At 62.8% G+C, this 25,824-nt stretch carries 24 protein-coding genes; 9 read left to right on the top strand and 15 right to left on the bottom strand.

Going from position 1 to position 25,824, the window contains the following annotated elements:
* Positions 1-16 precede the first annotated feature (16 nt).
* Positions 17-427, top strand: a complete 411-nt coding sequence (locus tag CO676_RS08020) for a carboxymuconolactone decarboxylase family protein (RefSeq protein WP_097520226.1) — start codon at positions 17-19, stop codon at positions 425-427.
* Between the two features lie 126 nt (positions 428-553).
* Positions 554-3,199 carry a UvrD-helicase domain-containing protein gene (locus CO676_RS08015; protein ID WP_097520359.1) on the top strand — a complete coding sequence of 882 codons (2,646 nt, stop codon included), beginning with the start codon at positions 554-556 and terminating at the stop codon, positions 3,197-3,199.
* Positions 3,200-3,209: 10 nt separating this feature from the next.
* On the opposite strand, the gene CO676_RS08010 is transcribed toward CO676_RS08015, so the two are convergent.
* Together CO676_RS08010 and CO676_RS08005 are read right to left on the bottom strand one after the other, a co-directional pair.
* Entirely contained in the window at positions 3,210-3,671 is a 462-nt protein-coding gene (locus tag CO676_RS08010) for a GNAT family N-acetyltransferase (protein WP_014765134.1), read from the bottom strand.
* Positions 3,672-3,757: 86 nt separating this feature from the next.
* On the bottom strand, positions 3,758-4,468 hold the full coding sequence (locus CO676_RS08005; RefSeq protein WP_014765135.1) for a phosphoribosyltransferase: 711 nt from the start codon (positions 4,466-4,468) through the stop codon (positions 3,758-3,760).
* A gap of 283 nt (positions 4,469-4,751) precedes the next feature.
* Between CO676_RS08005 and CO676_RS08000 the strand changes: the two genes are divergently transcribed.
* Positions 4,752-5,987, top strand: coding sequence for a GGDEF domain-containing protein (locus CO676_RS08000; protein ID WP_097520224.1), 1,236 nt, complete (start codon positions 4,752-4,754; stop codon positions 5,985-5,987).
* 83 nt (positions 5,988-6,070) lie between these two features.
* Positions 6,071-6,571 (top strand): CreA family protein, encoded by a 501-nt coding sequence (locus tag CO676_RS07995; RefSeq protein WP_097520222.1) that lies wholly within the window; start codon positions 6,071-6,073, stop codon positions 6,569-6,571.
* A 100-nt stretch (positions 6,572-6,671) separates the two neighbouring features.
* Here the strand turns inward: CO676_RS07995 and CO676_RS35950 are convergent, their stop codons facing one another.
* The 4 genes from CO676_RS35950 to CO676_RS07975 form a co-directional block, all read right to left on the bottom strand.
* A complete protein-coding gene (locus CO676_RS35950; protein WP_097520221.1) occupies positions 6,672-6,974 on the bottom strand; it encodes a hypothetical protein in 303 nt (100 codons plus the stop codon).
* Between the two features lie 288 nt (positions 6,975-7,262).
* Positions 7,263-7,646: a hypothetical protein gene (locus CO676_RS07985; RefSeq protein ID WP_097520219.1), complete on the bottom strand. Its 384-nt coding sequence runs from the start codon at positions 7,644-7,646 to the stop codon at positions 7,263-7,265.
* 266 nt (positions 7,647-7,912) lie between these two features.
* Positions 7,913-8,377, bottom strand: coding sequence for a chemotaxis protein CheW (locus tag CO676_RS07980; protein WP_097520217.1), 465 nt, complete (start codon positions 8,375-8,377; stop codon positions 7,913-7,915).
* Between the two features lie 2 nt (positions 8,378-8,379).
* Positions 8,380-10,458, bottom strand: coding sequence for a methyl-accepting chemotaxis protein (locus CO676_RS07975; protein ID WP_097520215.1), 2,079 nt, complete (start codon positions 10,456-10,458; stop codon positions 8,380-8,382).
* A gap of 254 nt (positions 10,459-10,712) precedes the next feature.
* On the opposite strand from CO676_RS07975, the gene CO676_RS07970 reads away from it, so the two are divergent.
* From CO676_RS07970 to CO676_RS07950, 4 genes are all read left to right on the top strand, one after another.
* Entirely contained in the window at positions 10,713-10,859 is a 147-nt protein-coding gene (locus tag CO676_RS07970; RefSeq protein WP_179875415.1) for a hypothetical protein, read from the top strand.
* A 152-nt stretch (positions 10,860-11,011) separates the two neighbouring features.
* Positions 11,012-11,611, top strand: coding sequence for an SCO family protein (locus CO676_RS07965; protein WP_014765143.1), 600 nt, complete (start codon positions 11,012-11,014; stop codon positions 11,609-11,611).
* 131 nt (positions 11,612-11,742) lie between these two features.
* Positions 11,743-12,618, top strand: a complete 876-nt coding sequence (locus CO676_RS07960; RefSeq protein ID WP_014765144.1) for a 50S ribosomal protein L11 methyltransferase — start codon at positions 11,743-11,745, stop codon at positions 12,616-12,618.
* Between the two features lie 553 nt (positions 12,619-13,171).
* Entirely contained in the window at positions 13,172-15,007 is a 1,836-nt protein-coding gene (locus CO676_RS07950) for an aminopeptidase P family protein (protein ID WP_097520211.1), read from the top strand.
* A 236-nt stretch (positions 15,008-15,243) separates the two neighbouring features.
* On the opposite strand, the gene CO676_RS07945 is transcribed toward CO676_RS07950, so the two are convergent.
* The 5 genes from CO676_RS07945 to panC form a co-directional block, all read right to left on the bottom strand.
* Positions 15,244-15,483, bottom strand: a complete 240-nt coding sequence (locus CO676_RS07945; protein ID WP_041414520.1) for a hypothetical protein — start codon at positions 15,481-15,483, stop codon at positions 15,244-15,246.
* 113 nt (positions 15,484-15,596) lie between these two features.
* The gene (locus CO676_RS07940) at positions 15,597-15,905 is read right to left on the bottom strand and encodes an AzlD family protein (RefSeq protein WP_097520209.1); all 309 of its coding nucleotides are present in this window, start codon (positions 15,903-15,905) and stop codon (positions 15,597-15,599) included.
* 3 nt (positions 15,906-15,908) lie between these two features.
* Positions 15,909-16,625, bottom strand: a complete 717-nt coding sequence (locus tag CO676_RS07935; RefSeq protein WP_014765150.1) for an AzlC family ABC transporter permease — start codon at positions 16,623-16,625, stop codon at positions 15,909-15,911.
* A gap of 275 nt (positions 16,626-16,900) precedes the next feature.
* A complete protein-coding gene (gene panB / locus CO676_RS07930) occupies positions 16,901-17,722 on the bottom strand; it encodes a 3-methyl-2-oxobutanoate hydroxymethyltransferase (RefSeq protein WP_097520207.1) in 822 nt (273 codons plus the stop codon).
* A 2-nt stretch (positions 17,723-17,724) separates the two neighbouring features.
* Positions 17,725-18,600, bottom strand: a complete 876-nt coding sequence (panC, locus tag CO676_RS07925; protein ID WP_097520205.1) for a pantoate--beta-alanine ligase — start codon at positions 18,598-18,600, stop codon at positions 17,725-17,727.
* A 369-nt stretch (positions 18,601-18,969) separates the two neighbouring features.
* On the opposite strand from panC, the gene CO676_RS07920 reads away from it, so the two are divergent.
* Positions 18,970-19,374 carry a VOC family protein gene (locus CO676_RS07920; RefSeq protein WP_014765153.1) on the top strand — a complete coding sequence of 135 codons (405 nt, stop codon included), beginning with the start codon at positions 18,970-18,972 and terminating at the stop codon, positions 19,372-19,374.
* A gap of 108 nt (positions 19,375-19,482) precedes the next feature.
* On the opposite strand, the gene ligA is transcribed toward CO676_RS07920, so the two are convergent.
* The 4 genes from ligA to lpxC all read right to left on the bottom strand — a co-directional run bounded on the left by ligA (position 19,483) and on the right by lpxC (position 25,672).
* Positions 19,483-21,636 (bottom strand): NAD-dependent DNA ligase LigA, encoded by a 2,154-nt coding sequence (ligA, locus tag CO676_RS07915; protein ID WP_097520204.1) that lies wholly within the window; start codon positions 21,634-21,636, stop codon positions 19,483-19,485.
* Between the two features lie 169 nt (positions 21,637-21,805).
* Positions 21,806-23,479, bottom strand: a complete 1,674-nt coding sequence (recN, locus tag CO676_RS07910; protein WP_014765155.1) for a DNA repair protein RecN — start codon at positions 23,477-23,479, stop codon at positions 21,806-21,808.
* A gap of 35 nt (positions 23,480-23,514) precedes the next feature.
* A complete protein-coding gene (locus CO676_RS07905) occupies positions 23,515-24,381 on the bottom strand; it encodes an outer membrane protein assembly factor BamD (RefSeq protein ID WP_097520202.1) in 867 nt (288 codons plus the stop codon).
* Positions 24,382-24,718: 337 nt separating this feature from the next.
* Positions 24,719-25,672 (bottom strand): UDP-3-O-acyl-N-acetylglucosamine deacetylase, encoded by a 954-nt coding sequence (gene lpxC, locus CO676_RS07895; protein WP_097520198.1) that lies wholly within the window; start codon positions 25,670-25,672, stop codon positions 24,719-24,721.
* Positions 25,673-25,824 lie beyond the last annotated feature (152 nt).

Below are 25,824 nucleotides of genomic sequence, written 5' to 3'. Positions count from 1 at the left end.
GCGAGAAGGAGGCAGCATGAGCACCGTCGCCCCGCCGTCCGATCCGGAAGCCAACCCGCGCGTGAAGGCGGTTTTCGACGATATCCGCGCCACCCGGAAATCGGACTTCGTCAACAATATGTGGCTCTGGCTCGCCTTCGATCCGGACCTCCTGGAACGCACCTGGGCGGAGGTCAAGGCGGTGATGGCGACGCCCTCGGCGCTCGATCCGCTGGTGAAGGAAATGCTCTATATCGCCGTCTCCGTCACCAATGGCTGCGGCTACTGCATCCATTCGCATACGGCCGCCGCCAAGGCGAAGGGCATGAGCGAGGCCGCGCACGCCGATCTGCTGCGCGTCATTTCGCTGGCCGCCAAGACCAACCAGCTGGCGACCGCGCTGCAGGTTCCTGTCGATCCGGTCTTCGACGCCATGGCCGATCGATAGCGACGTCAAAGCGCGCTCCTGAAAACGCCAGTCTTTCCACAGGCTTGCTCGGATGCGACGAGACTCCGGAATAAAAGAGGAACATCCTTTCTGGCCTTTCGGTCCCGAATCACTACATTGGGCCGCATGAGCAAAGGTTTCGACGACATTCCCTTCTTCGACGAGGAGCCGGCGCCGCGCAAACCCGCGCCTGCCGCCGGCGGCATCGCCGCGCGCGCCATGGCCGCCCGCGACAAAACCCAACGGCCGGACTATTTCTCCGGACTCAATCCGGAACAGCGCGAAGCCGTCGAAACGCTTGAGGGGCCGGTCCTGGTGCTCGCCGGCGCCGGTACCGGCAAGACGCGCGTGCTGACCACCCGCATCGCTCATATTCTTTCGACCGGCCGCGCCTACCCGTCACAGATCCTTGCCGTGACCTTCACCAACAAGGCGGCGCGCGAGATGAAGGAGCGCATCGGCGTGCTCGTCGGCCATGCGGTCGAAGGCATGCCCTGGCTCGGCACCTTCCACTCGATCGGCGTCAAGCTCCTGCGCCGCCATGCCGAACTCGTTGGGCTGAGGTCCGATTTCACCATCCTCGATACCGACGACGTGGTCCGCCTGATCAAGCAGCTCATCCAGGCGGAAGGCCTCGACGACAAACGCTGGCCGGCCAAGCAATTCGCCGGCATGATCGACACCTGGAAAAACAAGGGCCTCGACCCGGCGCACATCCCCGAAGGCGACGCGCGCGCCTTCGCCAACGGCAAGGGCCGCGAGCTCTATGCCGCCTATCAGAACCGGCTGCTAACGCTGAATGCCTGCGACTTCGGCGACCTGCTCCTGCATCCGATCCGGATGTTCCGCGCCAATCCGGACGTGCTCAAGGACTATCACGGCAAGTTCCGCTACATCCTCGTCGACGAGTACCAGGACACCAATACGGCGCAATATATGTGGCTGCGGCTCTTGGCGCAGCGGCACCAGGGGTCGCGGGGAAAACACCAAGTTTCGCCTCAAGAACACCCCTCCCCAACCCCTCCCCACAAGGGGGAGGGGCAAGGCCGTGCGGCCTCCTCCCTTTCCACATCGCACGCGAGAGATGAGGACACGGCGGCGCGTCAGTCTAGCCCTTCCCCCTTGTGGGGAGGGGTTGCGGAGGGGAAATCCCACGGCACGGCGGAAGGGAAGCCCCACGTCAACATCTGCTGCGTCGGCGACGACGACCAGTCGATCTATGGCTGGCGCGGCGCCGAGGTCGACAACATCCTCCGCTTCGAGAAGGATTTCCCCGGAGCCAAGGTCATCAAGCTCGAGCGCAACTACCGCTCGACCGAACATATCCTCGGCGCCGCCGCGCATCTGATCGCCCACAACGAGGGCCGGCTTGGCAAGACGCTCTTCACCGAGCGCAGCCATCCGGACGACGAGAAGGTGCATGTCCACGCCGCCTGGGATTCGGAAGAGGAAGCACGCGCCGTCGGCGAGGAGATCGAGCAGCTCCAGCGCCAGAAGCACAAGCTGAACGACATCGCGATCCTGGTGCGCGCCTCCTTCCAGATGCGCGAATTCGAAGACCGCTTCGTCACCCTCGGCCTCAATTATCGCGTTATCGGCGGCCCGCGCTTCTACGAGCGGCTGGAAATCCGCGATGCCATGGCCTATTTTCGCCTCGTCTGCCAGCCGGCCGACGACCTCGCCTTCGAGCGCATCGTCAACACGCCGAAGCGCGGCCTGGGTGATACCACCGTTCGCAACCTGCACGACTATGCTCGCGCCCGCGACATTCCGATGCTTGCCGCCGCAACCGAGATCATCGACACCGACGAGCTGAAGCCGAAGGCACGCAAGGCGCTGTTCGACGTCGTCACCGATTTCCGCCGCTGGCAGACTTTGCTCGAAACGACGCCGCATACGGAGCTTGCCGAGCAGATCCTCGACGAGAGCGGCTACACCGCCATGTGGCAGGCCGACAAGTCCGCCGAAGCGCCGGGGCGGCTCGAAAACCTCAAGGAACTCATCCGCTCGATGGAGGCCTTCGAATCGATGCGCGGCTTCCTGGAGCATGTCGCGCTCGTCATGGATGCCGAGCAGAACGAGGACATGGATGCCGTGTCGATCATGACGCTGCATTCGGCCAAAGGCCTGGAATTCGACACCGTCTTCCTGCCGGGTTGGGAGGAAGGGCTGTTCCCACACCAGCGCGCCCTCGACGAAGGCGGCCGCGCCGGCCTCGAGGAGGAGCGCCGCCTCGCCTATGTCGGCATCACCCGGGCCAAGCACCGCTGCCATATCTGGTTCGTCTCGAACCGCCGCATCCATGGCCTCTGGCAGTCGACGATGCCCTCGCGCTTCCTGGACGAACTGCCGATTGACCATATCGAAGTTGCCGAGCAGGACGTCTCCTATGGCGGCTACAATCGCGGCGGCTACGGCCAATCGCGCTTCGACAAGGCCGACCCCTTCGAGAACACCTACCAGACGCCCGGCTGGAAACGCGCCCAGCAGCACCGCACAGACGCCACCCGCGACAACTGGGGTACCCGCTCCGGTCACGCCGTCGAGCGCATCGGCTACGGCGAGTCAGGTCCCCGCACCCGCACCATTGAAGGCGAACTCATCGCCAAGTCGACGACCGCGGAACCCTCGCGCTTCAGTGTCGGCGACCGCGTCTTCCATCTCAAATTCGGCAACGGCAACATTGCCGCGATCGAAGGCAACAAGCTGACGATCGATTTCGACCGCGCCGGTCAGAAGCGCGTGCTGGATGGATTTGTCGAAAGAGTGTGACGGGGCGACCTCAAATCACCATCCGATACATCACGAAGCCGGACTTCTCGGCGACCTTGTCGTAGAGGCGCATCGCCTTGAGGTTCGTCTCGTGGGTCAGCCAGTAGACGCGCGACGTGCCGGCTCGTCTTGCCGCTTCGAAGACCCCGTTGATCAGCGCCTCCCCGACCCCGCTGCCGCGCGCCGCCTCGTTGATGAAGAGGTCCTGGAGATAGCAATTCGGCTGGATTGCCGTGGTGGTACGGTGAAAGATGAAGTGCGTGAGCCCGACCAGCCGGCCCTTGCTCTCGGCAACCAGGGCATGCATTGGTTCATAGGCATCGAAGAAGCGCGACCAGGTCATGTAGGTGATGTCCTGAGCGAGAGCGCTTTCGCCCGAGCGTCCGTAAAAGGCATTGTAGCCTTCCCAAAGCAGCAGCCACTGGTCGTAATCGCTCCGGACGAGCGGGCGGATGGATAGGTTTACGCTCATTGCAGACCCCACCGGAAAGGCCGTTACGGGGGCGCAGCATAACCGTTGATATCGGCGAGGTCTATGTGCCAGCCGCGTGCCGTTCATCACTCAATTTCATCTGAACCCGTCGAGCCGTTTCCCTCTGCGCTTCCTGGGCCCTCCCCCTTGGCGCGCCCCATGAGGGCGATCACCTCGGCGTCGGTGGTTTGCTCGAAATCGTCGTAGTAGATGCTGACGGCATGGAAGGGATGGGGCGTCGCGAGGCAGACGACCCGGTCGACTTGACGGCGGAGGCTGGCGATCGCACTCGGCGGAGCCACCGGAACGGCGATCATCAGCGCCGCAGCGCCCGCCTTCCGGAGTGCCTGAACGGCAGCGCTTACTGTCCCGCCGGTGGCAATCCCGTCGTCGACGATGACGACGTTGCGTTTCTCCGGCGAAATGCGCGGCCGATCCCCCAGATAAAGCCTGCGGCGGCGCTCCAGTTCGAGGCGCTGACGCGCCGTCTCGGCTTTGAGATATTCCTTGGAAGGACTGACGAGGCGCATCGCTTCGGCATTGAGGACCAGCTGCGGCTCGTCGCCATCCACGAGCGCGCCGAGACCGAATTCGGCATGTCCGGGAGCACCGATCTTCCGCACGATCAGGAGTTCGAGCGGGGCACCGAGGATCGCCGCCACCTCGAAGGCAACCGGCACGCCGCCGCGCGGCAGCGCCATCACCAGCGGATCGGCAAAGCCCTCCGGTCCTATCGCCGCGGCGAGTCTTCGGCCGGCATCGACCCTGTCTGCAAAGCAAAGGCTCTCATGGGACATGGCGTACGCTCCGGACCATCGTCCGACGAGTTGAACCGAGGCACTTCGCGAAACGTGATCGGCCCTTCGCCGTCCATGCATTGAGCGAAAGCCCAGCCCTCCTCGACCCGAATCCATTGTTCCGTTCAAAAATTTCATCGCAACCAATGCGAGAAAAGCTAAACGCTAAAATTGCAGCGAATTTGGCCGGCCTTCGTTAACACGGCCCCGCTACGAATTTCATCACGCATACGGCTGGCCCGAAAGCCATCCGCTTCATTTTAGCACGACAGGCCGTTTCGAAATGAGCATTTTCCCTGCCATATCGGTCATTGCGCATTTGGCACTTCTGCCCGCCCTTCTAAGCCTGCGAAGCTCCGAGACAGCAGGGGCGCGGGAATTCTCGATCGCCTGTGCACTATCGGCGATTGCAATTGCTCTGCTGACGGCGGCGACGTCGTTCAGCGTCCCCCTCGTCGCGATACCCGGCCATGCGGCGATGACAGCTGCCTTTTTCGCCATTCTTCTTGGTCTTCGCCGGCTCGTCGACCAGTCGGTCTCCATCGGCTTCTGTGCCACGCTCGCATTTGCGGCCGCCGCGGCCGGCCTTCTCGTCGATCTGGGCGGTCAAGACAGCTTCGGCGTACGCATGTTCGTCATCGCCGGCTGCGGCGCGGCTCTCCTTGTCGTCATCGGCCTGCCAATCCTTGACGGAGGGGCCAGGGAAAAGCCGGCATTTCGAGCCGTGGCAACCGGCTTGCTGGCGGTTGCCCTTACGGGGCTCGTTCACGCCGTCGGGTCCGCGCCCGAAGCGTCCCCTGACGCCCCCTTCTCCGCCGCAGCGCTCGCCTTCGAATTCTCCCTCGCCTTCCTGCAGATATTCTTCCTCCCCGCCCTTTTCGTCGCCGTGATCCTGACGATTGACAACCGCGTTATCGCCAGCCTGAGAACAATGCTCGCCCGCGACCCTTTGACGGGCGCCTTGTCGCGCAGAGCGCTGATCGAAGACGGAGAACGCACGATCGCCGACTGCCTTGCCCGTCATCGCCCGGCTGCCTTCCTCCAGCTCGATCTCGACTATTTCAAGCAGATCAACGATCACTACGGCCACGCTTGCGGCGACATGGCGCTCGCCCATTTCGTCGAGACCGTTTCCGCATTCCTCGACGGGCGCGGTATCTTTGGGCGGATCGGGGGCGAGGAATTCGGGATCGTGCTGCCGGACCATACGGAGGAGCGGGCGACAGCCGTCGCCGAAGCGATCTGCCGCACCGTACGCGACACGCCAGTCGGCCGCGCGCATCAGCGCATCCGCTTGACGGTCAGCATCGGCATCGCTGCCGCATTAGCCGGCGACACGATCATGGACGTGATGATCCGCGCGGATCTGGCACTTTATGACTCCAAGGCCGATGGCCGCGATCGCTGCTCGATCGCCAGGCATCGCCAAGTCGATGCGAGCGCCCGCGCACTTGCAGCGGCTGCCGCGCAACTCAGAGAAGCCGACACTCACCGGGAGCAGTTGCGCCAGACTGCATGAGAGGCCAAGCAGCACGGGATCCGGCGTCTTGCATTGCCGACGCGACCACCTATGTGAACGATGCCGTTCATTGGAGGATACCCATGTTCCGCCGCACCCGCACCCTGCTTATCGCTGCCTCGCTGTCCTTGATGGCCGCGACCACCCTGCCTGTTCGCGCCGAGACGGTGGGCAAAGTCGGCGTCGACTGGATCGGCAACGATATCAAGATCGACGCCGTGCGCGATCCGAAGGTGAACGGCGTCACCTGCCACGTCACCTATTTCGACCGCAGCGTCATCGATCGCCTGAAGAACGGCAACTGGTTCGAGGATCCCTCGAATAACTCGATCGCCTGCCGCCAAACCGGGCCGATCGCCATCGGCGATATCGATCTGTCGAACGAGGGAGAGGAAGTCTTCCGTTCCGGCCTGTCGCTGATCTGGAAGGATCTGCTCGTGACCCGCATCTACGACAAGGCCAATGACACATTGATCTATCTTGCGCACTCGCGCCAATTGACCGACGGGTCTGCCAAGATGTCGATCACGACCGTGCCGCTCTTCGGTCAGACCGTCACTTGGGAAAAGGGCCGCCCCCAATAGACACTGCCGCCGCGATCAATCGCGGCGGCAGTAGGGGTGCTTCAAAGCGAACCTGGCTGAACCACCCGGTCCGGAGACCAGGCCCGATAGCTCCAGACCTTCAGGGTGTCGGCGGGAAGATACCGCGGTAATATTGGCCCTCGCCCGTCTCGTATCTTTCCCTATAGGTAGCACCGCCGCTCGGATAAACACGCTGGCCGTCGATGCTACCCGTAGGCATGACATCGACATTCGACGGGGCGGCCCTTCGGGGCATCAGCACTCGCGTACGGTTCTGCGTTCCCGGAGGATTATTCGTATCGATCCCTTGGTAATAACTGTCTGCAAAGGCCGGTACGGCAACACTAACAAGTGCGGACGAGAGGGCGAATGCGGCGAATGACGTTTTCAGAGAAAATCTCATGACGTTAACTCCTATCTCCGTTCAGCATCCTCGCCTCCTGACGGATGCAACAGTAGCAGCATACGGCCTCCTAGCGGATGCTGCAGTTACCAGGATAACACCTTTCGGAGCCTCGGCTTCCTCCGCACAGTCAATGTTTCGTCACGTTTGCTCATGCTACCGTGATACAGATTAAGCAACTTTAACTTGACGCCCATGGCAGACGACGGCTCGTCGACGTCTGGTCGTCGAGTGGCAAGTTCGTTGTTTGACGGCAGGGGTCGGCGTTGCTTGCCGGCCTTTGGCCGCTCAGGGAACTGGTGCCGGAGGGATGATACCCTGGTAGTAGTCGCCCTGACCGCCACCCTGGTACTCATTCTCGTAATGCTCACGGACCTGGGAAGGCGATCCGCCGAAGCGGCGCATCGGCACCGGCTCGACATAGATGCTGCCCGTCGGCGCCGGATCGACGTAGATGCTGCCGGTCGGCGCTGGATCGACATAGACCCTGGGCTCGACGTAATACGGGCTCTCAACCATAGGGACGTACACCGACCCTCTGTTCTGGGCTCCCGGAGGATGATGCGGGTCGATGCCCTGATAAAAGCCATTCGCAAGGGCCGGCACGCCAGCCCCGACGAGGGCGGATGAAAGGACAAATGCAGCGAAAGATGTTCTCAGAAAAACTTTCATGGCATTGCTCCTGTGTCCGTTGCAGCATCCAGCTCCAACGGATGCTGCAACTATCAATATAGGACCTCCTCACCGATGCTGCACTTGCCATAACTCGTTTCCCGTGCAGGTGTTCCTCGCCAGCGCTCGACAACTCGTCACGCTCGCTCATCTCAGCGCGATCCGGAATTGCCCCTCGCTCGACCTGCGCCGCTGCGATGAGGCTCATGCAACAAGGGGCCCGCTTTAGCAGGCCCCTTTGGGGAAAACATGGCTTGCGTTCAAGCCTATGCGGCCTGGGACAGTTCGTCGGCAATGACGGTATCGAGGTTGAGGAAGCAGACCATCGATTTCTCGAGCGCGACGATGCCGCGGCAGAAGGCGCGCTGGGCTTCGGGGATGATTTCCGGCGCCGGCTGCAGGTCTTCGCTGCGGATCGTCATCATGTCCGAAACCTGCTCGACCAGAAGGCCGACGAGCTTGCCGGCGATGTCGGTGACGATGATCGCCGAACGTTCCGACGGCTCGGTCATCTTCATGCCGAGGCGGCACGCCATGTCGATGACGGGGATCACCGCGCCGCGGAGGTTGATGAGACCGAGCACGTAGGGCGGCGTGTGCGGCATCGGCGTCACCGGTGCCCAGCCACGAATTTCGCGGATCGCCATGATATCGATGCAGAATTCCTGGTCTCCGAGGTGGAAGGAGACGATTTCGAGATAGGCGCCAGACTGCTTGATTGCGTTGCTCATGATCAGAATTCTTCCCAATTGTCACCGGAGGCCGTGACGGAGGGCACGGAGGCCGATGTGTTGCCGAAAGCGCCCGCCAGCTTGCCCATGAGAGCCTTGGCGGGAGATGGAGCCGGACGGGCGGATGCCTGCGCTGCCGCCGGCTGACGAAGCGCAACGGACTTTGCGGCCACTGCCTTGCTTGCGCCGGGTTGAGCGTTCGACCTTGCCGGGCTTGGCTTGATCGACGGCGCTGCCGTCGCTGGAGCGGCAACCCGCATTGCCGTCTCGCTGACCCGTCCGTTGCGGAATTGGCTGAGAAGATCGCTGAGCTTCTCAGCATCCTGTGCGAGGGTATGGCTCGCCGCATTGGTCTGTTCGACCATTGCGGCGTTCTGCTGCGTCATCTGGTCGAGTTGGCTGACTGCGGCATTGATCTCGTTGAGCCCGGTCGACTGCTCGCGCGCCGCCTGCACGATAGAGCTCATATGTTCGTTGATGCGCACGACATTTGCCCCGATGCGTCCGAGCGCGTCGCCGGTCGCCTGGACCAGCTTGACGCCGGTTTCGACCTCGGTGCCTGAGCGCGACACCAGCGCCTTGATGTCCTTCGCGGCACCCGCCGCACGTTGCGCGAGTTCACGGACTTCCTGGGCGACAACGGCGAAGCCCTTGCCAGCCTCGCCGGCCCGCGCGGCCTCGACGCCGGCGTTCAGCGCCAGGAGATTGGTCTGGAAGGCAATTTCGTCGATGACGTTGATGATCTTGCCGATCTCGTTGGATGCCCCCTCGATACGAGCCATGGCGGAGATGGCCTCACCGACGATACGGCCCGATTCTTCGGCGTTGACGCGCGTCTCGCCGACCATACGACTTGCCTCTTCGGCGCGGTCGGTCGCCGTTTTGACGGTAACTGTGATCTCTTCCAATGCTGCCGACGTCTGCTCAAGCGATGCCGCCTGCCTTTCCGTCCGGCGCGCCAGGTCGTCGGCGGCGCTGCGCATCTGTCGGCCGTTGGAGTCAATCGAGACCACATTCTCCTTCACATTGCTCAGAACATGGCTGAGCCGTTCGACCGTGTTGTTGAAGTCGCGGCGCAACGTGTCGAGCCCCTCCTCGAAAGGCTCGCGAATCGCGACTGCGAGATTGCCTTCGGCAAGCTGATTGAGCGCCCGGCCGAGAGCATCCGCTGCGGCCTTTATGCGACCGACCACCTGCTCGCGCTCGACGGCCTGGCGCTCGCGGTCCTTTTCCATCTCGTCTCGGCTTGCGGCGGCATGCTGTTCGAGGGAGCGCTTTTCCGTCGCCGCGGTCCGGAACAGGTCCACCGAGCGGGCCATCTCGCCGATCTCGTCGCCACGATCGAGGGCTGCCACGGCCGATGTGAGGTCGCCCGAATGGATGCGCCGCATGCTGTCGCGCAGGCCAAGGATCCCGCGGCGAAGCGCGTTTCCGTGGAACCAGATCAGCGCCAGCATGCCACCCATGGCCAGGAAACCGACGACCGTTTGCAAAATGAGTGCGTTGCTCGAGGCGACCCGCGCCTCCTCGGTCCGCTCCGTGGCGAGGCTGGCCGCGGCGTTCGTGATTTCCGTCAGCAGGGAATTCATGCGCTCGCCGCCGCCGTCGATCGCGTCGTCCAGACGAGCGAAATCCCTCGCCGGCGCACCCGCCTCCACCAATCCCTTCAGGTCCACTTCGATCGCCTTGCGCAGTGCGGCGAGATCGGATTCGAAACTCGCGAGAAGCTCGGACTTGCCGAGCAGCCGCGCCAGGATTTCAAGTTCTGGCGTCTTCGCGTCGAGCAGTTCGAGAGACGCTTTTATCTGTGCTGCCCGTTCCGGCTGGATCTTGCGCTCGTCGCGATCGATGATCGAATCCATCGCGATCAGCACCAACCCTATGCTCGCGAACCGCATTGCCCCGGCCGTTTTCATGCCGTCCTCTGCGACGATTGCCTTCTGGAGCGCAACTTCCGAGCGGCTATTCTGGTAAAATCCGACTCCAAGCAGGGAGCCAAAGCCGAGGAAGGCCGCAGCCGCGAGCGTCGCCAGCCGCTGGCTGACCGAGAGGGTGCGCTTTTCAGAAGGAGAAGTGATCATTGAGTGGCAGTCCGTGGCAAATGGACCTGCCCGACGCGAGCGCGGTCCTCCGTTGCGATCGATGCGGATAGCCGGGCTCGATCAACCGGATGACCTCATGTCATGTCGAAGTGGTGCACTTCTCCGCGTCTGCCGACAGTGTCAAAGAGACCTTAAACATTCGCTAATACAAGGGGCCATTTCCTCCAATGGGTTGATCGGACCACTCTTTCCTTGCCGTTTCAGGATGCTATGATCGTCTCATGCGTACAGACATGAAAAAGTCGCTCTCGCCTCTCGTCCTCGCCCTCCTCACGGGCGCGCTCGCGCTCGTCTTCCTGTTCGCCTTCCAGGGCTGGATCGCCCATGGGGCGGATATCTTCCTCTCGCTCGCGCAGGCGGGCATTTCCTGGTGCTTCTGAAAAAAAAAGGGGCAAAGGGCGGGAGTAGCCGCCACCGCTGAGCGAGGAAACGCCTGCGGCAATTGTGCCTTTGCACCGCCGCTGCCGAAGCGCTATCAAAGCCTCGTGTTCATCGACGGCCGACAATCGGCCGCAACAGTCCGGTGGCAATGATGAAGTCAATACGCATCGCCCTTTGGGCAGCCATCCTCGTCATGGTGGCCCTCCTGGGTTGGCTCACCTACGACATGACCCAGTCGAAACAACAGGCGTCTGCCGGCCCCTTCGGCGTGCCCTTCACACTGGTCGCCCAGAACGGTCAGCCGATCACCGAGAAGGCGTTCGCCGGCAAGCCGACCGCCCTCTTCTTCGGCTTCACCCATTGCCCGGAAGTCTGCCCGACAACGCTGTTCGAATTGAATGGCTGGCTTGAAAAGGTCGATCCCGAGGGCAAGAGCCTGCAGGCCTATTTCATCACGGTCGATCCGGAACGCGATACGCCGGAAATCCTCGGTCAGTACGTCTCCAACGTGTCGAAACGCATCACCGGCATTTCCGGCCCGCCGGACAAGGTGCTGGACATGGTCAAAGGCTACCGGGTCTACTACAAGAAAGTCCCGGTCGACGAAGCCAAGCCCGACGGCGACTACACCATGGACCATACGGCCTCGGTCTTCCTGCTCGACGCCGACGGAAAGTTCCGCGGCACGATCTCCTATGGCGAAAACCCCGAGACGGCCGTCACGAAGCTTGAAAATCTCGTAAAGAGCTGATGGCAGCGTCATTCCATCCAAAGCGCCGGTCACTCCGGCGCTTTGCGTTTGTGCGCCAATCATGTTAGCGGCGAAACCCGCGCGCCTGATCGAGACGCGCAATTGCCGCCAGGCAGCCAAAGGAAAAAACCTTGAGCGAGATACGTCTTTTCGTCACCACCACCGAGACGCAGGCGGGAGCCGTTCTCGACGTCATGAGCGTGAACTTCGAAGACGAGGGTTACGCGGTCGCGACCATGGAGATCGACGAGAAGCGCGACGTCTGGGAAGCCTCTGTCTATATGATGGCGGACGAAGAGGCGAGTGTGAGGGCCCGCCTTGCCGATGCGCTCGCCGCCGATTTTTCCCACCTTCCCATCGAGCGTGAGGTCCTGCCGGAGATCGACTGGATCGCCAGGTCGCTGGAGGGCCTCGCCCCGGTGCGCGCCGGCCGCTTCGTCGTCCACGGCTCCCATGACCGGGACAAGGTGAAGACCGGCGAGATCGCCATCGAAATCGATGCGGGTCAGGCCTTCGGGACCGGCCATCACGGCACGACCGCCGGCTGCCTGGAAATGCTTGCCGGCGTGGCACGCTCGCGCCGTATCGGCAACGTCCTCGACCTCGGCACCGGGAGCGGCGTGCTGGCGATTGCCGCCTGGAAGCTCCTGCGTGTGCCGGGGCTTGCGACCGATATCGATGCGATCGCGACCCGCGTCGCCAGCGAGAATGCGCGCCGCAACGGCGTCGTCGCCGGCCTGACCTTTGCTACCGCGCCCGGCTTTCATTCGACCGCCTTCGGCGCGCATGGTCCTTTCGATCTCGTCATTGCCAATATTCTGGCGCGGCCGCTGATGAAGATGGCGCCCCAACTCGTCGCCAATCTCGCGCCCGGCGGCTCGGTCATCCTTTCCGGCATCCTCGCCGAACAGCGCTGGAAGGTGCTTGCAGCTTATAACGCCCAGCGGCTCAAGCATGTGCGGACGATCTGGAGAAACGGCTGGGTGACGATCCACCTGACGAAATAGGCTTCCTCCATATCCTCGACAGCACCGCCTCGCGTGGCGCTTCCTACCGTGGTGCAACTTCGGCGCTCGATAGACCAACAAACGAAAAAGGCCGCCCGATCCATCATGGCGGGCGGCCTTTTCGAAACAAAGGCGATGCCGAAGCATCGCCTGCTGGCCGGCTTGTGACCGACCATGCCCGCGAGCTTGAGGAGGAGGAGCGCTCGAGCGGGCTCTACCGTTCCGAAATTGGCCACCTTGAGGGAGGAGGAGAACAGACGACCAATTATCTCGGAACTGCAGTCTTTTGAACTGCCGGACGTTCGTCCGTGTTCGTTGGCGCGCTTATAACCCATTATTTCAATAGAGAAAGATACATTGGCGCATGGGAGCCATGCACCTCACGCATATGTATGATAAATGCGCGATCCCAAATCATCATCCTGCACGCGTTGAAGCGCCCGGCGAGCGGGTTGTTCATGGCAGGATGTCGCCTCTTTCCCCCGAAGCGACCTTTCCGCTAACATGGCGCCACATTCCCTGCGGTTCTCCGCCAAACCCTATGGAAATAATCATGTTTCAGTCCTTCGAAGTCACCTCCACGCCCCAGTTCGGCAAGGAGCGGGCCACCGCCTTGCGTGCCGCTTTCGCGCCGCTCGGGATCGACGGGTTCCTCGTACCGCGGGCCGATGAGTTTCAGGGCGAATATGTGCCGGCCTCGTCCGAACGGCTCTCCTGGCTGACCGGCTTCACCGGATCGGCAGGTGTCGCCCTCATCACGCAGCGTGAAGCAATTGTCTTCGTCGACGGCCGCTACGTAACCCAGTTGAAGGAGCAGGTGGACGGCAGCGTCTTTACCGGCGGCGACCTCGTCGGCGAGCCGCCGCATGTCTGGCTGGAGGCGCACGCACCGAAAGGTTTCCGTCTCGGCGTCGATCCCTGGCTGCACACCGCGGCCGAAGTCCGCCGTCTCGAAAAGGCGCTTGCGACAATCGGCGGCGCGCTCGTCGTTCTCGACCACAATCCGCTCGACTGGCTCTGGACCGCCAGGCCTGCGGCTCCCCTCGGCCGCGTCACCATCCAGCCGATCGAGCATGCGGGACAATTGGCAAAGGACAAGATCGCCGCGATTGCCGCGACCGTCGCAAAGGCCAAGGCGGCCGCCGTGGTGTTGACCGACCCCTCCTCCGTCGCCTGGACCTTCAATATCCGTGGTAGCGACGTGCCGCACACGCCGCATCCGCTGGCGCGGGCCGTCATTCATGCGAATGGCCGCGCCGAGCTTTTCCTCGACAAGCGCAAGACCGGCATCGAACAGGAAGCTTACCTGACCCAGCTTGCGGATATCGTGCCCCCCGGGAATTTCGACGAACGGCTGGCATCCCTCGCCTCGGACGGCGCCGCGATCATGATCGATCCGGATCTCGCTCCCTTCGCAATCGGCGAACGGATCCGCTCCAAGGGCGGCTCCGTCATCGAGGCCACCGATCCCGCCCGCCTGCCCCGTGCCCGCAAGAACGCAGCAGAGATCGCCGGTTCGCTGCGCGCGCATCTGCAGGACGGCGCGGCGATGGTCGAATTCCTCGCCTGGCTCGACAGAAGCGAGCCCGGCAGCGTGACGGAGATCGGCGCGGCGGAGAAACTGGAGGCAGTGCGCGCCACGGTCGGCGAGCGCATGCAGAACCCGTTGAAGGACATTTCCTTCGACACCATCGCAGGCGCAGGCTCGCACGCCGCGATCATGCATTACCGCGTCACCACGGATACCGACCGGCCGATCGAGGCGGGGACCATGTTCCTCATCGACTCGGGCGCGCAATACGTCAATGGCACGACCGACATCACCCGCACCGTTGCAATCGGCAGCGCGCCGGAGGAGCAGAAACGCTTCTTCACCCTGGTGCTGAAGGGCATGATCGCGATCAGCACGGCACGATTTCCCAAGGGCTCTCGCGGCGTCGATCTCGATCCGCTCGCCCGCATCGCGCTCTGGAAGGCCGGTGCCGACTATGCGCACGGGACCGGCCACGGAGTCGGCTCCTACCTTTCGGTCCATGAGGGCCCGCAACGGATCGCCCGGCTTGCCACCCAGGAACTGCTGCCCGGCATGATGCTTTCCAACGAACCCGGCTATTACCGTCCCGGCGCCTTCGGCATTCGTATCGAAAATCTTGTCGTCGTCCGGGAGGCCTCGGAAATCGACGGCGGCGATCAGCCGATGCTCGGCTTCGACACGCTGACCTACTGCCCGATCGATCGCCGGCTCGTCCTGCCGGCCCTTTTGACGGAAGAGGAACTCGGCTGGCTGAACGACTACCACGCCGAGACCCGGGAAAAGCTGCTGCCGCTCATCGCCGATGATGAAACGCGCGACTGGCTGAAGGCCGCGACGGAACCGGTTTCACGCTGAGTCAGAGGGGCGTATGGCGGTTGCTAAGGGAGGCCCGGCGGCGTGGGCTGGGGCTACAGGGGGGCAGCCGGGCCTCCGTTGGGAGGTTCGATGTCTCTACCAACAACGCCGTTATAGGCACCCCGGCGCCCCCGTGTAACCCGAGAATTTTACTGGATTGCATGCGAGCTACCGAATTTTCCCGGGACAAACTCTAAAAAGGAAGCGGAAATGCCGGGACGGGCCCGCCTTTCCCTTCAGATTCCCAGCATTTTCTTTGCTTCGCCGAGCGCCGCCTCCGAACCGGCGTGATCGCCGGACTGGTGAAGCTGTTCACCCTTCTGCCGCAACTCCATGACCTTCGCCTTGTCAGCTTCGGAAAGAGAGGCGTTGGGCATAGCCGCGTCGATTGCGGCCATCGTCGTGGGGCACTGGTTGGCAAAGGCGGCCATAGGCGCGAGCGCCAACATAAGGGCAATTGAGATCCTGGTAATCATTGTCGCTCCTCCACAGCCGGAGGGTACATGCCTCTCCGGCATTGAAGGAATGATAGTCCAGGACCGTGCCTGCGCCAATGCACCGCCTTCCCACCCGCGCGCCGGCGCTTGATCTACAGGATCAGATGCCGGACCACCATCACCGCAACCCAGCCGACGAGCAGCATCCGGAGCGTCGAGAAGCGGAGCCCGGCCGCAAAGGCGACAAGCATCGAAGCGGCGACGTCGAAGCCGCCATAGACGAAGGCCGGTGCCACAAGTGTCGTCAGCACGGCGGCCGGAACGGCGTTCAGCGCCGCCTCGAGGCGTGGCGGGATCTGCTTGAACTGCGTGATCAGCACATAGCCGCCGACCCGGGTGGCGAAGGTGGCGACCGCCGCGGCGATGATCAGATAGATCAGGTTGAGATGCTCAGCGTCCAAGGTTCAGGCCCCCTTTTCCACGGCATGCATCTCACGCGGCTCCCGTTCCAGCGGCAAGCAGGCGGCGAGCAGGACGCCGGCAAGCGCGCCGATGCTGACATGCCAGGGCGAACCGACGAAATGCATGGCAGCAACCGAGGCGACCGAGCTGGCTGCGACAACGGGCAGGAAGCGGTCGCGCTTGCGGAAGCCGAGCACCAGTCCGAGGAAATAGATGGGCAGCAGCACGTCGAGGCCGATCGCCTTCGGATCGCCGATCAATTGCCCGAAGGCTGCACCGATTGCCGTATTGATAAGCCAGGGGAAATAGATGACTAGGCCGAAGCCGAGATACCAGGAAAAGCTGACCGGGAGGCCATGCTCGGCCCGCCTTTCGCTCTCCGCATATTGCGGATCGATCAGCAGGAAGAAGGCGAAGAACTTCTGGACCAGCGTGAAGTGGCGGATGTGCCTGGCGATAGAAGCCGAATAGAGCACGTGGCGGAAATTGACGGCGAAAACCGAAAGCACCACTAACCAGGGCTGGACATTGTTGCCGAACAGCTCGATGCCGACCATTTGGCTGGCGCCGGCATAGACCATGGCGCTCATGAACACCGCATCGGCGATGGTAAAACCGTTGTCGACGGCCAGCGCCCCGAACAGAGCGCCGAAAGGCGATGCCGCCACCATGATCGGGAAGCCGCCGCGAAGCCCCTGACGGAACTCGTTTCTGTCCATAAAATGCTCTCCCGTCGGAGCACGATGCGCGACTAACGCACCCGAAAGCTCTTGTGCGGGACAGATAGGCCTTGTGGCAGGCTGGGACAATTCAATTGCGCTGATGCAGTGATTGAAATTTATGATGGTTAGAAGAGCAGGCGCGCCCCGGACCATGAACCGCCAAAGGCGGCGTAGCTCCCACTCACCCTCATTCCTGAGCTCGTCACGGGAAGCCAGCCACGGCGCGTTGGCGCCATGAATGACCCGCTGCCCAGTCGCCATTCAAGACCGGTCTAGCGCTTCACCTGGAACGTATGCTCGATTCCCGGGAAGGTGCGAGCCTTCACCTCGTTGGCATAGGCTTCCACCGCCGTCGAGATCGCCGGAGCGAGCTCGGCGAAATGCTTGACGAAGCGCGGCTTGAAATCGTTGAAAATGCCAAGCATGTCGTCGGAGACGAGGATTTGGCCGTCGCAAGCCGGCGACGCGCCAATTCCAATGGTCGGGCAACGCAGGGTCGCGGTGATCTCGCGGGCGACCGGTTCCACGGTACCCTCGACCACGATTGCAAAAGCGCCGGCGTCGTCGATCGCCTTGGCATCGCGTCGGATCTTCGCCACTTCCTTCTCGTTGCGTCCGACGGAGCGATAGCCGCCGGTGGTGTTGACCAGTTGCGGCATCAGCCCGACATGGCCAAGCACCGGAATGCCGCGGCTGACGAGGAAATCGACCGTCTCAGCCATTTCCGCCCCGCCCTCGAGCTTGACCGCGCTGCAACCGGTTTCCTTCAGGATGCGTGCGGAAGTGCGGAAGGCCTGCTCCTTCGATTCCTGATAGGATCCGAACGGAAGGTCGATGACGACGCAAGCGCGCTCAGAGCCGCGCATCACCGCCTGGCCGTGGGCGATCATCATGTCGAGCGTGACGCCGACGGTCGTGTCGAGACCGTAGAGCACCATGCCGAGCGAGTCGCCGACGAGCAGGAAATCCACATGCGGGTCGAGCAGCCGCGCGATCGGCGTCGTATAGGCGGTGAGGCTGACGATCGGCCGTTCACCCTTCAAGGCTTCGATACTGGCGGGGCTGAGCCGCCGCTTCGTGGTCTGGACGCTCATTCTCAGGCAACCTTTGCAAAACGGGCGGATTTCGGAGCGATGACGCGATTGTCGAGCAGCTTCGTCGCGCCGAAGCGGACGAAGAGCAGGAGTAGCACCGGCTTTTCGCCGATCTCGCTGACCGGCTCAAGCGATTGCGGATCGCGGAGTGCCACGACCTCAGGTCGCGCCAACGGCTCGCTCGATAGGAATTCGGTGACGCCCTTTTCGACAGCCGCCGGATCGGTGACGCCGCTGGCGATCAACCGCTCGGCCTCGTCCAGCGCCTTCGGCACGATCGCGGCGGCCTGGCGCTGATCCGCAGTGAGATAGACGTTGCGTGAAGAACAGGCGAGCCCGTCGGCTTCGCGCACGGTCGGCACGCCGATGACGGTAACAGGCTGGGCGAGATCCTCGACCATCCTGCGGATAATCTGGAGCTGCTGGAAATCCTTCTCGCCGAAATAGGCGCGATCCGGCTGGACTATATTGAAGAGCTTGGTGACCACCGTCGCAACGCCGGCGAAATGCCCGGGGCGCACCGAGCCTTCCAGCTCGGAGCCGAGCTTCGGAAGGTCTACGACGGTTTCCATCGGATGCGGATACATATCGGCAACACCCGGAGCGAAGAGAAAATCGACGCCGCCTTCGGACAGCATCGCCTCGTCGCGGGCGAGATCGCGCGGATATTTGGCGAGATCCTCATTCGGGCCGAACTGCAGCGGATTGACAAAAATGCTGGCGACGACCACGTCGTTCTCATCGCGGGCGCGGCGCACCAGTTCCATGTGGCCGACATGAAGATAGCCCATGGTGGGAACAAGGCCGATCGATTTACCGCCGCGCCGGTGCTCTGCAAGGGCTGCGCGCAACTCGGCGATGGTGGTTATGGTCTTCATCTCCGGACCCTCCAATCCGCCGGGACGGGAAAGAAACGTCCCGTTTCGCTGATATGGCGAGCGGCCAGCCCCGCGAAAAGGCAATTGCACAAATTTTGGCTGCAAGGTCTATCTTGTGCAGCGCAAAAACACAAATGGAAATGGTGCGAAGGGGGACCGCCGAGAGGGACAGCAGGTCGATTGCCGGCGGCCTGCCTTGGAGCAGTGGATATTATCCTCGCTTCGAAACTACACGCCGATGCCGGACCGATCTCGATGCTTGAAAGTCGGTGCCGGGACGCCAGTTAGATTTCACTTCCGCCTGTCGGCCGGCGAGGTCGTGTTTCGTCCTTGTCGGCAGAGACCAACATCAGTCACGAGGAGCACCCCATGCGCATGATTTTCGTCAATCTGCCGGTCAAGGACCTGAAAGCCTCCCGGGCATTCTTCTCCTCCCTCGGCTTCACCTTCAACGAGCAGTTCTCGGACGACTCGGCCGCCTGCATGGTCATCGACGACAACATCTTCGCCATGCTTCTGACCGAGCCGCGCTTCCGCGACTTCATCATCGGTGAGATCAGCGACACGGCGAGGGCTACGGAAGTTATCACCGCGCTCTCCGCCGGGAGCCGGGCCGAATGCGACGAAATGTTCGACAAGGCGATCGCCGCCGGCGGCAAGCCGTGGAAGCCGGCGATCGACTACGGATCAATGTACGGCGTGAGCTTCCAGGATCCCGACGGCCATGTCTGGGAGTTCATGTGGATGGATATGTCGGCGCAACAACAGGGCTGATCAGCCGAGTGCTTTCGTCAGAGGACAGTCGGATCCAGCCGAGGGCATAGTACTCAAGCGGCGCGTCTGCGCCATGGAGCGCTGCCACACCTAATTGAAAGCCCGGAGTTAACCACCAATCAGCGCCAGCCACTCGTCCTCGTCCATGGTCTGGATGCCGAGTTCGCGGGCCTTATCGAGTTTCGAGCCGGCGCCGGGGCCGGCCACCACGATATCGGTCTTCTTCGAGACCGAGCCCGCCACCTTGGCGCCGAGGCTTTCCGCCTTCGCCTTGGCCTCGTCGCGCGTCATCTTTTCGAGCGAGCCGGTGAAGACCACCGTCTTGCCGGCGACGGGGCTGTCCGTTGTGACTCGCGTTTCGGCACTTTCCGGCGTCACCTCTTCGAGCAGGTCGGAGACGACCTTGAGATTGCGCGACTCCTTGTAGAATTCGACGATGGCGCGGGCGACGACCTCGCCGATCCCCTCGATGCTATTGAGCTCGTTCCAGGCGTCGCCGACGAGGCTCCCCGCCTCGACCATCGCCGCGCCGAAATGTTCATAGCTGCCATAGGAACGCGCGAGCAGTTTGGCCGTCGTCTCGCCGACATGGCGAATGCCGAGCGCGTAGATGAAGCGGTGAAGCGCGATCGAGCGGCGGGCATTGATCGCCTCATAGAGTTTCCTGACGCTGACCTTGCCGAAACCCTCGATGTTTTCGAGCTTGGTCAGCGACGCCTCCTGCCGGCGCTCCAGCGTGAAGATGTCGGGCGCGGTGCGGATCGACAGCGCCGAATCCTCGCTTTCGAAGAAGAATTCGATCTGCTTCGATCCAAGCCCCTCGATGTCGAAGGCGTGGCGCGATACGAAATGCTTCAGGTGCTCGACGGCCTGGGCCCGGCAGACGAAGCCGCCGGTGCAGCGGCGCACCGCGTCCACCTTTCCGGTCTTCTCGTTGATGTCGCGCACCGCATGGCTGCCGCAGACCGGGCATGTGGTCGGGAACCTGTAGGGCTCCGCCGCCTCCGGCCGCTCGTCCATCACCACGTCGACGATCTGCGGGATGACGTCCCCTGCCCGCTGGACGATGACCATGTCGCCGATGCGGATATCGCGCCGCTCGCGGATCGGCTCGCCGCTGTTGCCGACGCCGCGGATATAGTCCTCATTGTGAAGCGTCGCATTGGTGACGACGACTCCCCCCACCGTGATCGGCTCCAGCCGCGCAACCGGAGTCAACGCACCGGTGCGGCCGACCTGGATGTCGATGCCCCTGAGCCGCGTGAAGGCCTGTTCGGCCGGGAACTTGTGCGCCGTCGCCCAGCGTGGGCTCCGTGAGCGGAAGCCGAGGCGCGCCTGCAGATCGAGCCGGTCGACCTTGTAGACGACGCCGTCAATATCGTAGTCCAGATCCGGCCGCTCGCGCTCGATGTGGTGATAGTGCTCGAGCAGTTCGTCGGCCGAGGATATTCGCTGCATCAGCGGATTGACCGGGAAGCCCCAAGCTTTGAACGTCTCGACCATGCCGAACTGCGTATCGGCGGGCATGGCCGACATTTCCCCCCAGGCATAGGCGAAAAAGCGCAGCTTGCGGCTCGCCGTCACCTTGGCATCGAGCTGCCGCAGCGACCCGGACGCAGTGTTGCGCGGATTGACATAGAGCGGCCTGCCCTGCGCCGCCATCTCCGCATTGAGCGCAGCAAAATCGGATTTCGCCATATAGATCTCGCCGCGGACCTCGACGACATCGGGCGCATCGGCCGGCAATGTCTGCGGGATCATCCGGATCGTGCGGATATTGGCGGTGACGTTCTCGCCCGTCGTACCGTCGCCGCGCGTTGCCGCCGTCACCAGCCGCCGGTTCTCGTAGCGCAGCGACATGGAAAGCCCATCGATCTTCGGCTCGGCCGTAAAGGCAATGGAATGGTCCGGCAGCTTGCCCAGGAAGCGGTAAATGCCGGCGACGAAATCGCGGGCGTCCTCATCGGAAAAGGTGTTGTCGAGCGACAGCATCGCCCGGGCGTGGACGACGGGCTTGAAGGTCAGCGACGGGGCCGCACCGATCTTCCTCGAAGGGCTGTCATCGCGAATCAGCGCCGGAAAGTGTGCCTCGATCGCGTCATTGCGGCGCTTCAGCGCATCGTAGTCCGCGTCCGAAATTTCCGGCGCATCCTGCCCGTGATACAGCGCATCGTGGCGCGCAAGTTCCGCCGCAAGGAAGGTGAGTTCCTCCGCTGCTTCGACTTCGGTCAGTTGCTCGACGGGCTTCTTCTCACTCAGCATGGATGGCGACTCCGGATCTGCGAGTCGCTTTTTACTGCATGATTCCTCAAATCGGAATCAATTTGAGGAGAAAATCATCCAGCAATTCAAAGTGCTACGGCGAGCTTTGCGCGCCTGAAAGACGCGCGGTGCCGTAGAGTAAACCTGCGCGAAAGAAAGGTGGTTGCGGTCAGCCGTTGCCCGCCAGCAACCGCGCTGCCGCCGCCCTCGCCTCCTCGGTGATCGAGGCGCCGGCGAGCATGCGGGCGATTTCCTCGGTGCGCGCCTCGTCGTCCATGCGGGCGACGCGGGTGGCGATCATTTCGGCCCTTTGCGCCGACGGCCCCTTCGAGATCAGCAGATGTGTCGCGGCGCGCGCGGCAACCTGGGGTGCGTGGGTGACGGAAAGCACCTGAACGGTCTTCGAAAGCCGCTTCAGCCGCTGGCCGATGGCATCGGCAACGGCGCCGCCGACGCCGGTGTCGATTTCATCAAAAACAAGCGTCGGCGCCGAACCGCGATCGGCGAGCGCCACCTTCAGCGCCAGGAGGAAACGCGAAAGCTCGCCGCCCGAAGCGACCTTCATGATCGGCCCCGGCCGCGTGCCGGGATTGGTCTGAACATGGAACTCGACGACATCGATGCCCTCCGCCGACGGCGAGTTGGAATCGCTGGCGACCTCGACCATGAAACGGGCGCGCTCGAGCTTCAATGCTGGCAGCTCTTCCATGACGGCGGCCGAGAGCGCGGTCGCCGTGTTGTGGCGCTTTTCCGAAACAGCGCGTGCCGCCGCGTCGAAAGCCGCTTTGGCGGCGGCCACTTGCACTTCGAGCTGTTTCAGTTTCTCCTCGCCGGCGTCGAGATCCGCAAGCTCCGCGATCATCCTAACGGCAAGCGCCGGCAGTTCGGTGACGGGCACCGAATATTTGCGGCTGGCGGCGCGCAGCGCGAAAAGCCGCTCCTCGACGCGCTCCAGTTCCTTCGGGTCGAATTCCGTGTCGCGCAGCGCCCGTTCCACCGCCATCTGCGCGTCGGAGAGCTGGTTCAGCGCCCCGTCCAGAAGCTCGACGGTCTCTTCCAGCAAGCCCGGCGCCTCGTGGCTCTTGCGTTCGAGGCGCCGCACCAGGGAGGCGATCAGCGGAACCGGCGAAGCGTTGCCGTTCAGGAATTCGGATGCTTCGCTGATGTCGCCGGCGATACGCTCGACCTTCATCATGCGTGCCCGGCTTTCGGCGAGTTCCTCCTCCTCGCCATCCCTTGGCGCCAGCGCCTCCAGTTCCTCGACGGAGGAGCGCAGATAGTCCGCCTCCCGTGCTGCCGCCTCGACGCGCTCGCGGTGCTTCCTCAGCCCCCGCTCGGCGTCTCGCCAGGCGCGATAAAGCGTCCCGACCTCTTGCGCCGCCTCGGTGGTCCCGCCGAAGGCATCAAGCAGCGCGCGGTGCGCGTCGATGTCGACAAGCGCCCGATCATCGTGCTGGCCATGAATTTCGACGAGCACCTGTCCGGCCTGGCGCATCAATTGCACGCTCACCGGCTGGTCGTTGACGAAGGCCTTGGTGCGGCCGTCCGCCGACTGCACCCGGCGGAAGATCAGGTCGCCGTCATCGTCGATGCCGTTTTCGCGCAGCAGAAGCCGCGCCGCATGACCGGGCGGGACGTCGAAGACGGCAGTCACCTGCCCCCTCTCCTCGCCATGGCGCACGAGCGAACCGTCACCGCGGCCGCCAAGCGCCAGCGACAGGCTGTCGAGAAGAATGGATTTGCCCGCGCCAGTTTCGCCGGTCAGCACCGAGAGCCCCGCGTCGAAGCTGAGGTCAAGCCGTTCGATCAGGACGATATCGCGGATCGAGAGCTGGGCGAGCATCCGGTGTCATATCTTCCTTGGCAGCGCTGAGACAGTCAGGCGCCGATGAGTTTCTTGCCCGCCCGCGCGATCCAGGACGTGCCGCTTTCGCGCGGTTCAAGACCGCCCGACTGCAGCAGCTTATAGGAATCGGCGTACCACTGGCTGTCCGGGTAGTTGTGCCCGAGAACCGCTGCCGCCGTCTGGGCTTCTGCCGTCACGCCCATGGCGAAATAGCCCTCGACGAGACGCGCCAGCGCTTCCTCGACCTGGTTGGTGTTGGGATACTGCTCGACGACGACGCGGAAACGCGAGATGGCGGCAAGATACTCCTTGCGCTCGAGGTAGTAGCGGCCGACCTGCATCTCCTTGCCGGCGAGCTGGTCGCGGGCGAAGCGGATCTTGGCCTGCGCGTCGTCGACATATTCGGAGTCCGGATACTTGTCGACGACCACCTGCATCGCGTCGATCGCCCTCTGGGCCGGCTTCTGGTCCTGCGTCACTGCCGGAATCTGCTTCGTGTAGGCGAGGCCCTGGATATATTGTGCATAGGCCGCGTCTTCCGACTGAGGATAGAGGTTCAGATAACGGCTGGTTGAGTTGATGGCGTCCTGATACTGGCCGTTGCGGTAGGCGACGAAGGCGTTCATCACCAGCGCCTTGCGGGCGTATTCGGAGAACGGATGCTGTTTGTCGATGGCGTCGAATTTGCGCCCCGCTTCCGTCGTCTTGCCGGCGTTCAGGTTGGCGAGGCCCTGGTTATACAGCACTTCCGGCGGATCGGTTTCCGCGGTGAGCTTGGTGATATCGATATCCGGGTCGTTCTGGCAGGCGGTGATCAGGCTGCTGCCGGCGATAGCCGCAAGGACGACCGCGACGACGCGCACTGATTTTCTCATGTCAACAGAAACTGCAAGGACCATCGGATATTCCCGTTTCACCTACAGCGTCGCGCGTCTTATCAGACGCGCAAAGGTCGCTGTAGCACTTTAGATTGCTGCATGTCTTTGTCCTTAGATCGAGGTCGATTTAAGGAGACATGCAGTAGCGGTTGGCATCCGCCAGACTTGCGCGTTTTAGAGCAAGTTGCCTCCAGACCGCAACGTCATGATCGGCAATTCATGCAAATTTGTGGCGCTTCGGGTGGGTTTCCGAGGCGTATGCACTCTTTTCCACCGAGTTCCGCCGCGCTTCGCTGAGACCGGCCGTGAAAAAGCCGGCCTTTCGGCCGGCGACTGGAGACGTAGTGAACTTTTTTTCTCAGGCAGACCAGGGCGCAAAGCCCGGAGCCGCGACCGCCACCAACTCGCGCGAGCGTGTGCGCTGGCGCTGCGACGCAGTTTCCACAACCTCGTAGGCGGTCGGGTCGCTCAAGAGTGCCTTGAGAGCATTGGCGTTCATCTTGTGGCCACCCCGATAGGAACGATAGCAGCCGAGGAACGGCGCGCCCGCCAAGGAAAGGTCGCCCACGGCGTCGAGCGTCTTGTGGCGAACGAACTCGTCCGTGTAGCGAAGACCTTCGACATTGACGACCGTGTTGTCGTCCGAGATCACCACGGAGTTTTCGAGCGAAGAGCCAAGTGCGAAGCCGGCAGCCCACAGCCGCTCGACGTCACGCATGAAGCCGAAGGTCCGCGCCCGCGACAGTTCCCGCTTGAAGACCGCCGGCGTCATGTCGCCCTTCCAGGCCTGACGGCCGATCAGCGGGCAATCGAAATCGATCTCGACTTCGAAGCGCATGCCGTCATAGGGCGTGAATTCAGACCAGGAAGCACCGGATTCGATGCGAACCGGCTTGAGGATGCGGATGTACCGGCGCTTGACCGCGAGCGCCCGGATCCCCGCCTGCTCGATGGCGTCGATGAAAGGCTCGGAACTGCCATCCATGATCGGCATTTCCGCGCCACTGACTTCGATCAGCAGGTTGTCGAGGCCAAGCGCATAGACCGCCGCCATGACGTGCTCAATCGTTGCGATCGATGTCGCAGGCGAAAGTCCGAGGACGGTGCACAGGTCGGTATTGCCGACCTGCGACGAGACGGCTCTGAACTCGCTCACCCGCCCGCCGGGAAGCACCCGCTGAAACACGATGCCAGCATCCGCCTCGGCCGGATGGAAGGTGATCTCCACCTCGACGCCGGAGTGGACGCCAAATCCCTTGAGGGTTATCGGGCTTGCGATCGTCGTCTGAAACCCGAGCAGTTCGATTCCCATTCTCTTCGTCACTTTCAATCAACTAGGGCCGAAGCCAAACTCTTTCGGGACGCCGCGATATCAGCGCAGACCAATCAATCGTGGCCCGGCAGCTGTCGGCCGAAGCCAAGTTCTTCGAACTAACAGCGTCCGATGGAATCGCATGCGTCCCC

The sequence above is a fragment of the Sinorhizobium sp. BJ1 genome, assembly GCF_002531555.1.
Classification (GTDB): domain Bacteria; phylum Pseudomonadota; class Alphaproteobacteria; order Rhizobiales; family Rhizobiaceae; genus Sinorhizobium; species Sinorhizobium fredii_B.
The sequence above is the reverse complement of the archived record's forward strand: the minus strand, read 5'-3'. Positions and strand labels throughout refer to the sequence as shown.

Bases quoted from the DNA above. Each gene is read 5' to 3' on its own strand.
- CO676_RS08020 (WP_097520226.1), top strand. From the start codon at position 17: ATGAGCACCGTCGCCCCGCCGTCCGATCCGGAAGCCAACCCGCGCGTG.
- CO676_RS08015 (WP_097520359.1), top strand. From the start codon at position 554: ATGAGCAAAGGTTTCGACGACATTCCCTTCTTCGACGAGGAGCCGGCG.
- CO676_RS08010 (WP_014765134.1), bottom strand. From the start codon at position 3,671: ATGAGCGTAAACCTATCCATCCGCCCGCTCGTCCGGAGCGATTACGAC.
- CO676_RS08005 (WP_014765135.1), bottom strand. From the start codon at position 4,468: ATGTCCCATGAGAGCCTTTGCTTTGCAGACAGGGTCGATGCCGGCCGA.
- CO676_RS08000 (WP_097520224.1), top strand. From the start codon at position 4,752: ATGAGCATTTTCCCTGCCATATCGGTCATTGCGCATTTGGCACTTCTG.
- CO676_RS07995 (WP_097520222.1), top strand. From the start codon at position 6,071: ATGTTCCGCCGCACCCGCACCCTGCTTATCGCTGCCTCGCTGTCCTTG.
- CO676_RS35950 (WP_097520221.1), bottom strand. From the start codon at position 6,974: ATGAGATTTTCTCTGAAAACGTCATTCGCCGCATTCGCCCTCTCGTCC.
- CO676_RS07985 (WP_097520219.1), bottom strand. From the start codon at position 7,646: ATGAAAGTTTTTCTGAGAACATCTTTCGCTGCATTTGTCCTTTCATCC.
- CO676_RS07980 (WP_097520217.1), bottom strand. From the start codon at position 8,377: ATGAGCAACGCAATCAAGCAGTCTGGCGCCTATCTCGAAATCGTCTCC.
- CO676_RS07975 (WP_097520215.1), bottom strand. From the start codon at position 10,458: ATGATCACTTCTCCTTCTGAAAAGCGCACCCTCTCGGTCAGCCAGCGG.
- CO676_RS07970 (WP_179875415.1), top strand. From the start codon at position 10,713: ATGAAAAAGTCGCTCTCGCCTCTCGTCCTCGCCCTCCTCACGGGCGCG.
- CO676_RS07965 (WP_014765143.1), top strand. From the start codon at position 11,012: ATGAAGTCAATACGCATCGCCCTTTGGGCAGCCATCCTCGTCATGGTG.
- CO676_RS07950 (WP_097520211.1), top strand. From the start codon at position 13,172: ATGTTTCAGTCCTTCGAAGTCACCTCCACGCCCCAGTTCGGCAAGGAG.
- CO676_RS07945 (WP_041414520.1), bottom strand. From the start codon at position 15,483: ATGATTACCAGGATCTCAATTGCCCTTATGTTGGCGCTCGCGCCTATG.
- CO676_RS07935 (WP_014765150.1), bottom strand. From the start codon at position 16,625: ATGGACAGAAACGAGTTCCGTCAGGGGCTTCGCGGCGGCTTCCCGATC.
- panB (WP_097520207.1), bottom strand. From the start codon at position 17,722: ATGAGCGTCCAGACCACGAAGCGGCGGCTCAGCCCCGCCAGTATCGAA.
- panC (WP_097520205.1), bottom strand. From the start codon at position 18,600: ATGAAGACCATAACCACCATCGCCGAGTTGCGCGCAGCCCTTGCAGAG.
- CO676_RS07920 (WP_014765153.1), top strand. From the start codon at position 18,970: ATGCGCATGATTTTCGTCAATCTGCCGGTCAAGGACCTGAAAGCCTCC.
- ligA (WP_097520204.1), bottom strand. From the start codon at position 21,636: ATGCTGAGTGAGAAGAAGCCCGTCGAGCAACTGACCGAAGTCGAAGCA.
- recN (WP_014765155.1), bottom strand. From the start codon at position 23,479: ATGCTCGCCCAGCTCTCGATCCGCGATATCGTCCTGATCGAACGGCTT.
- CO676_RS07905 (WP_097520202.1), bottom strand. From the start codon at position 24,381: ATGGTCCTTGCAGTTTCTGTTGACATGAGAAAATCAGTGCGCGTCGTC.
- lpxC (WP_097520198.1), bottom strand. From the start codon at position 25,672: ATGGGAATCGAACTGCTCGGGTTTCAGACGACGATCGCAAGCCCGATA.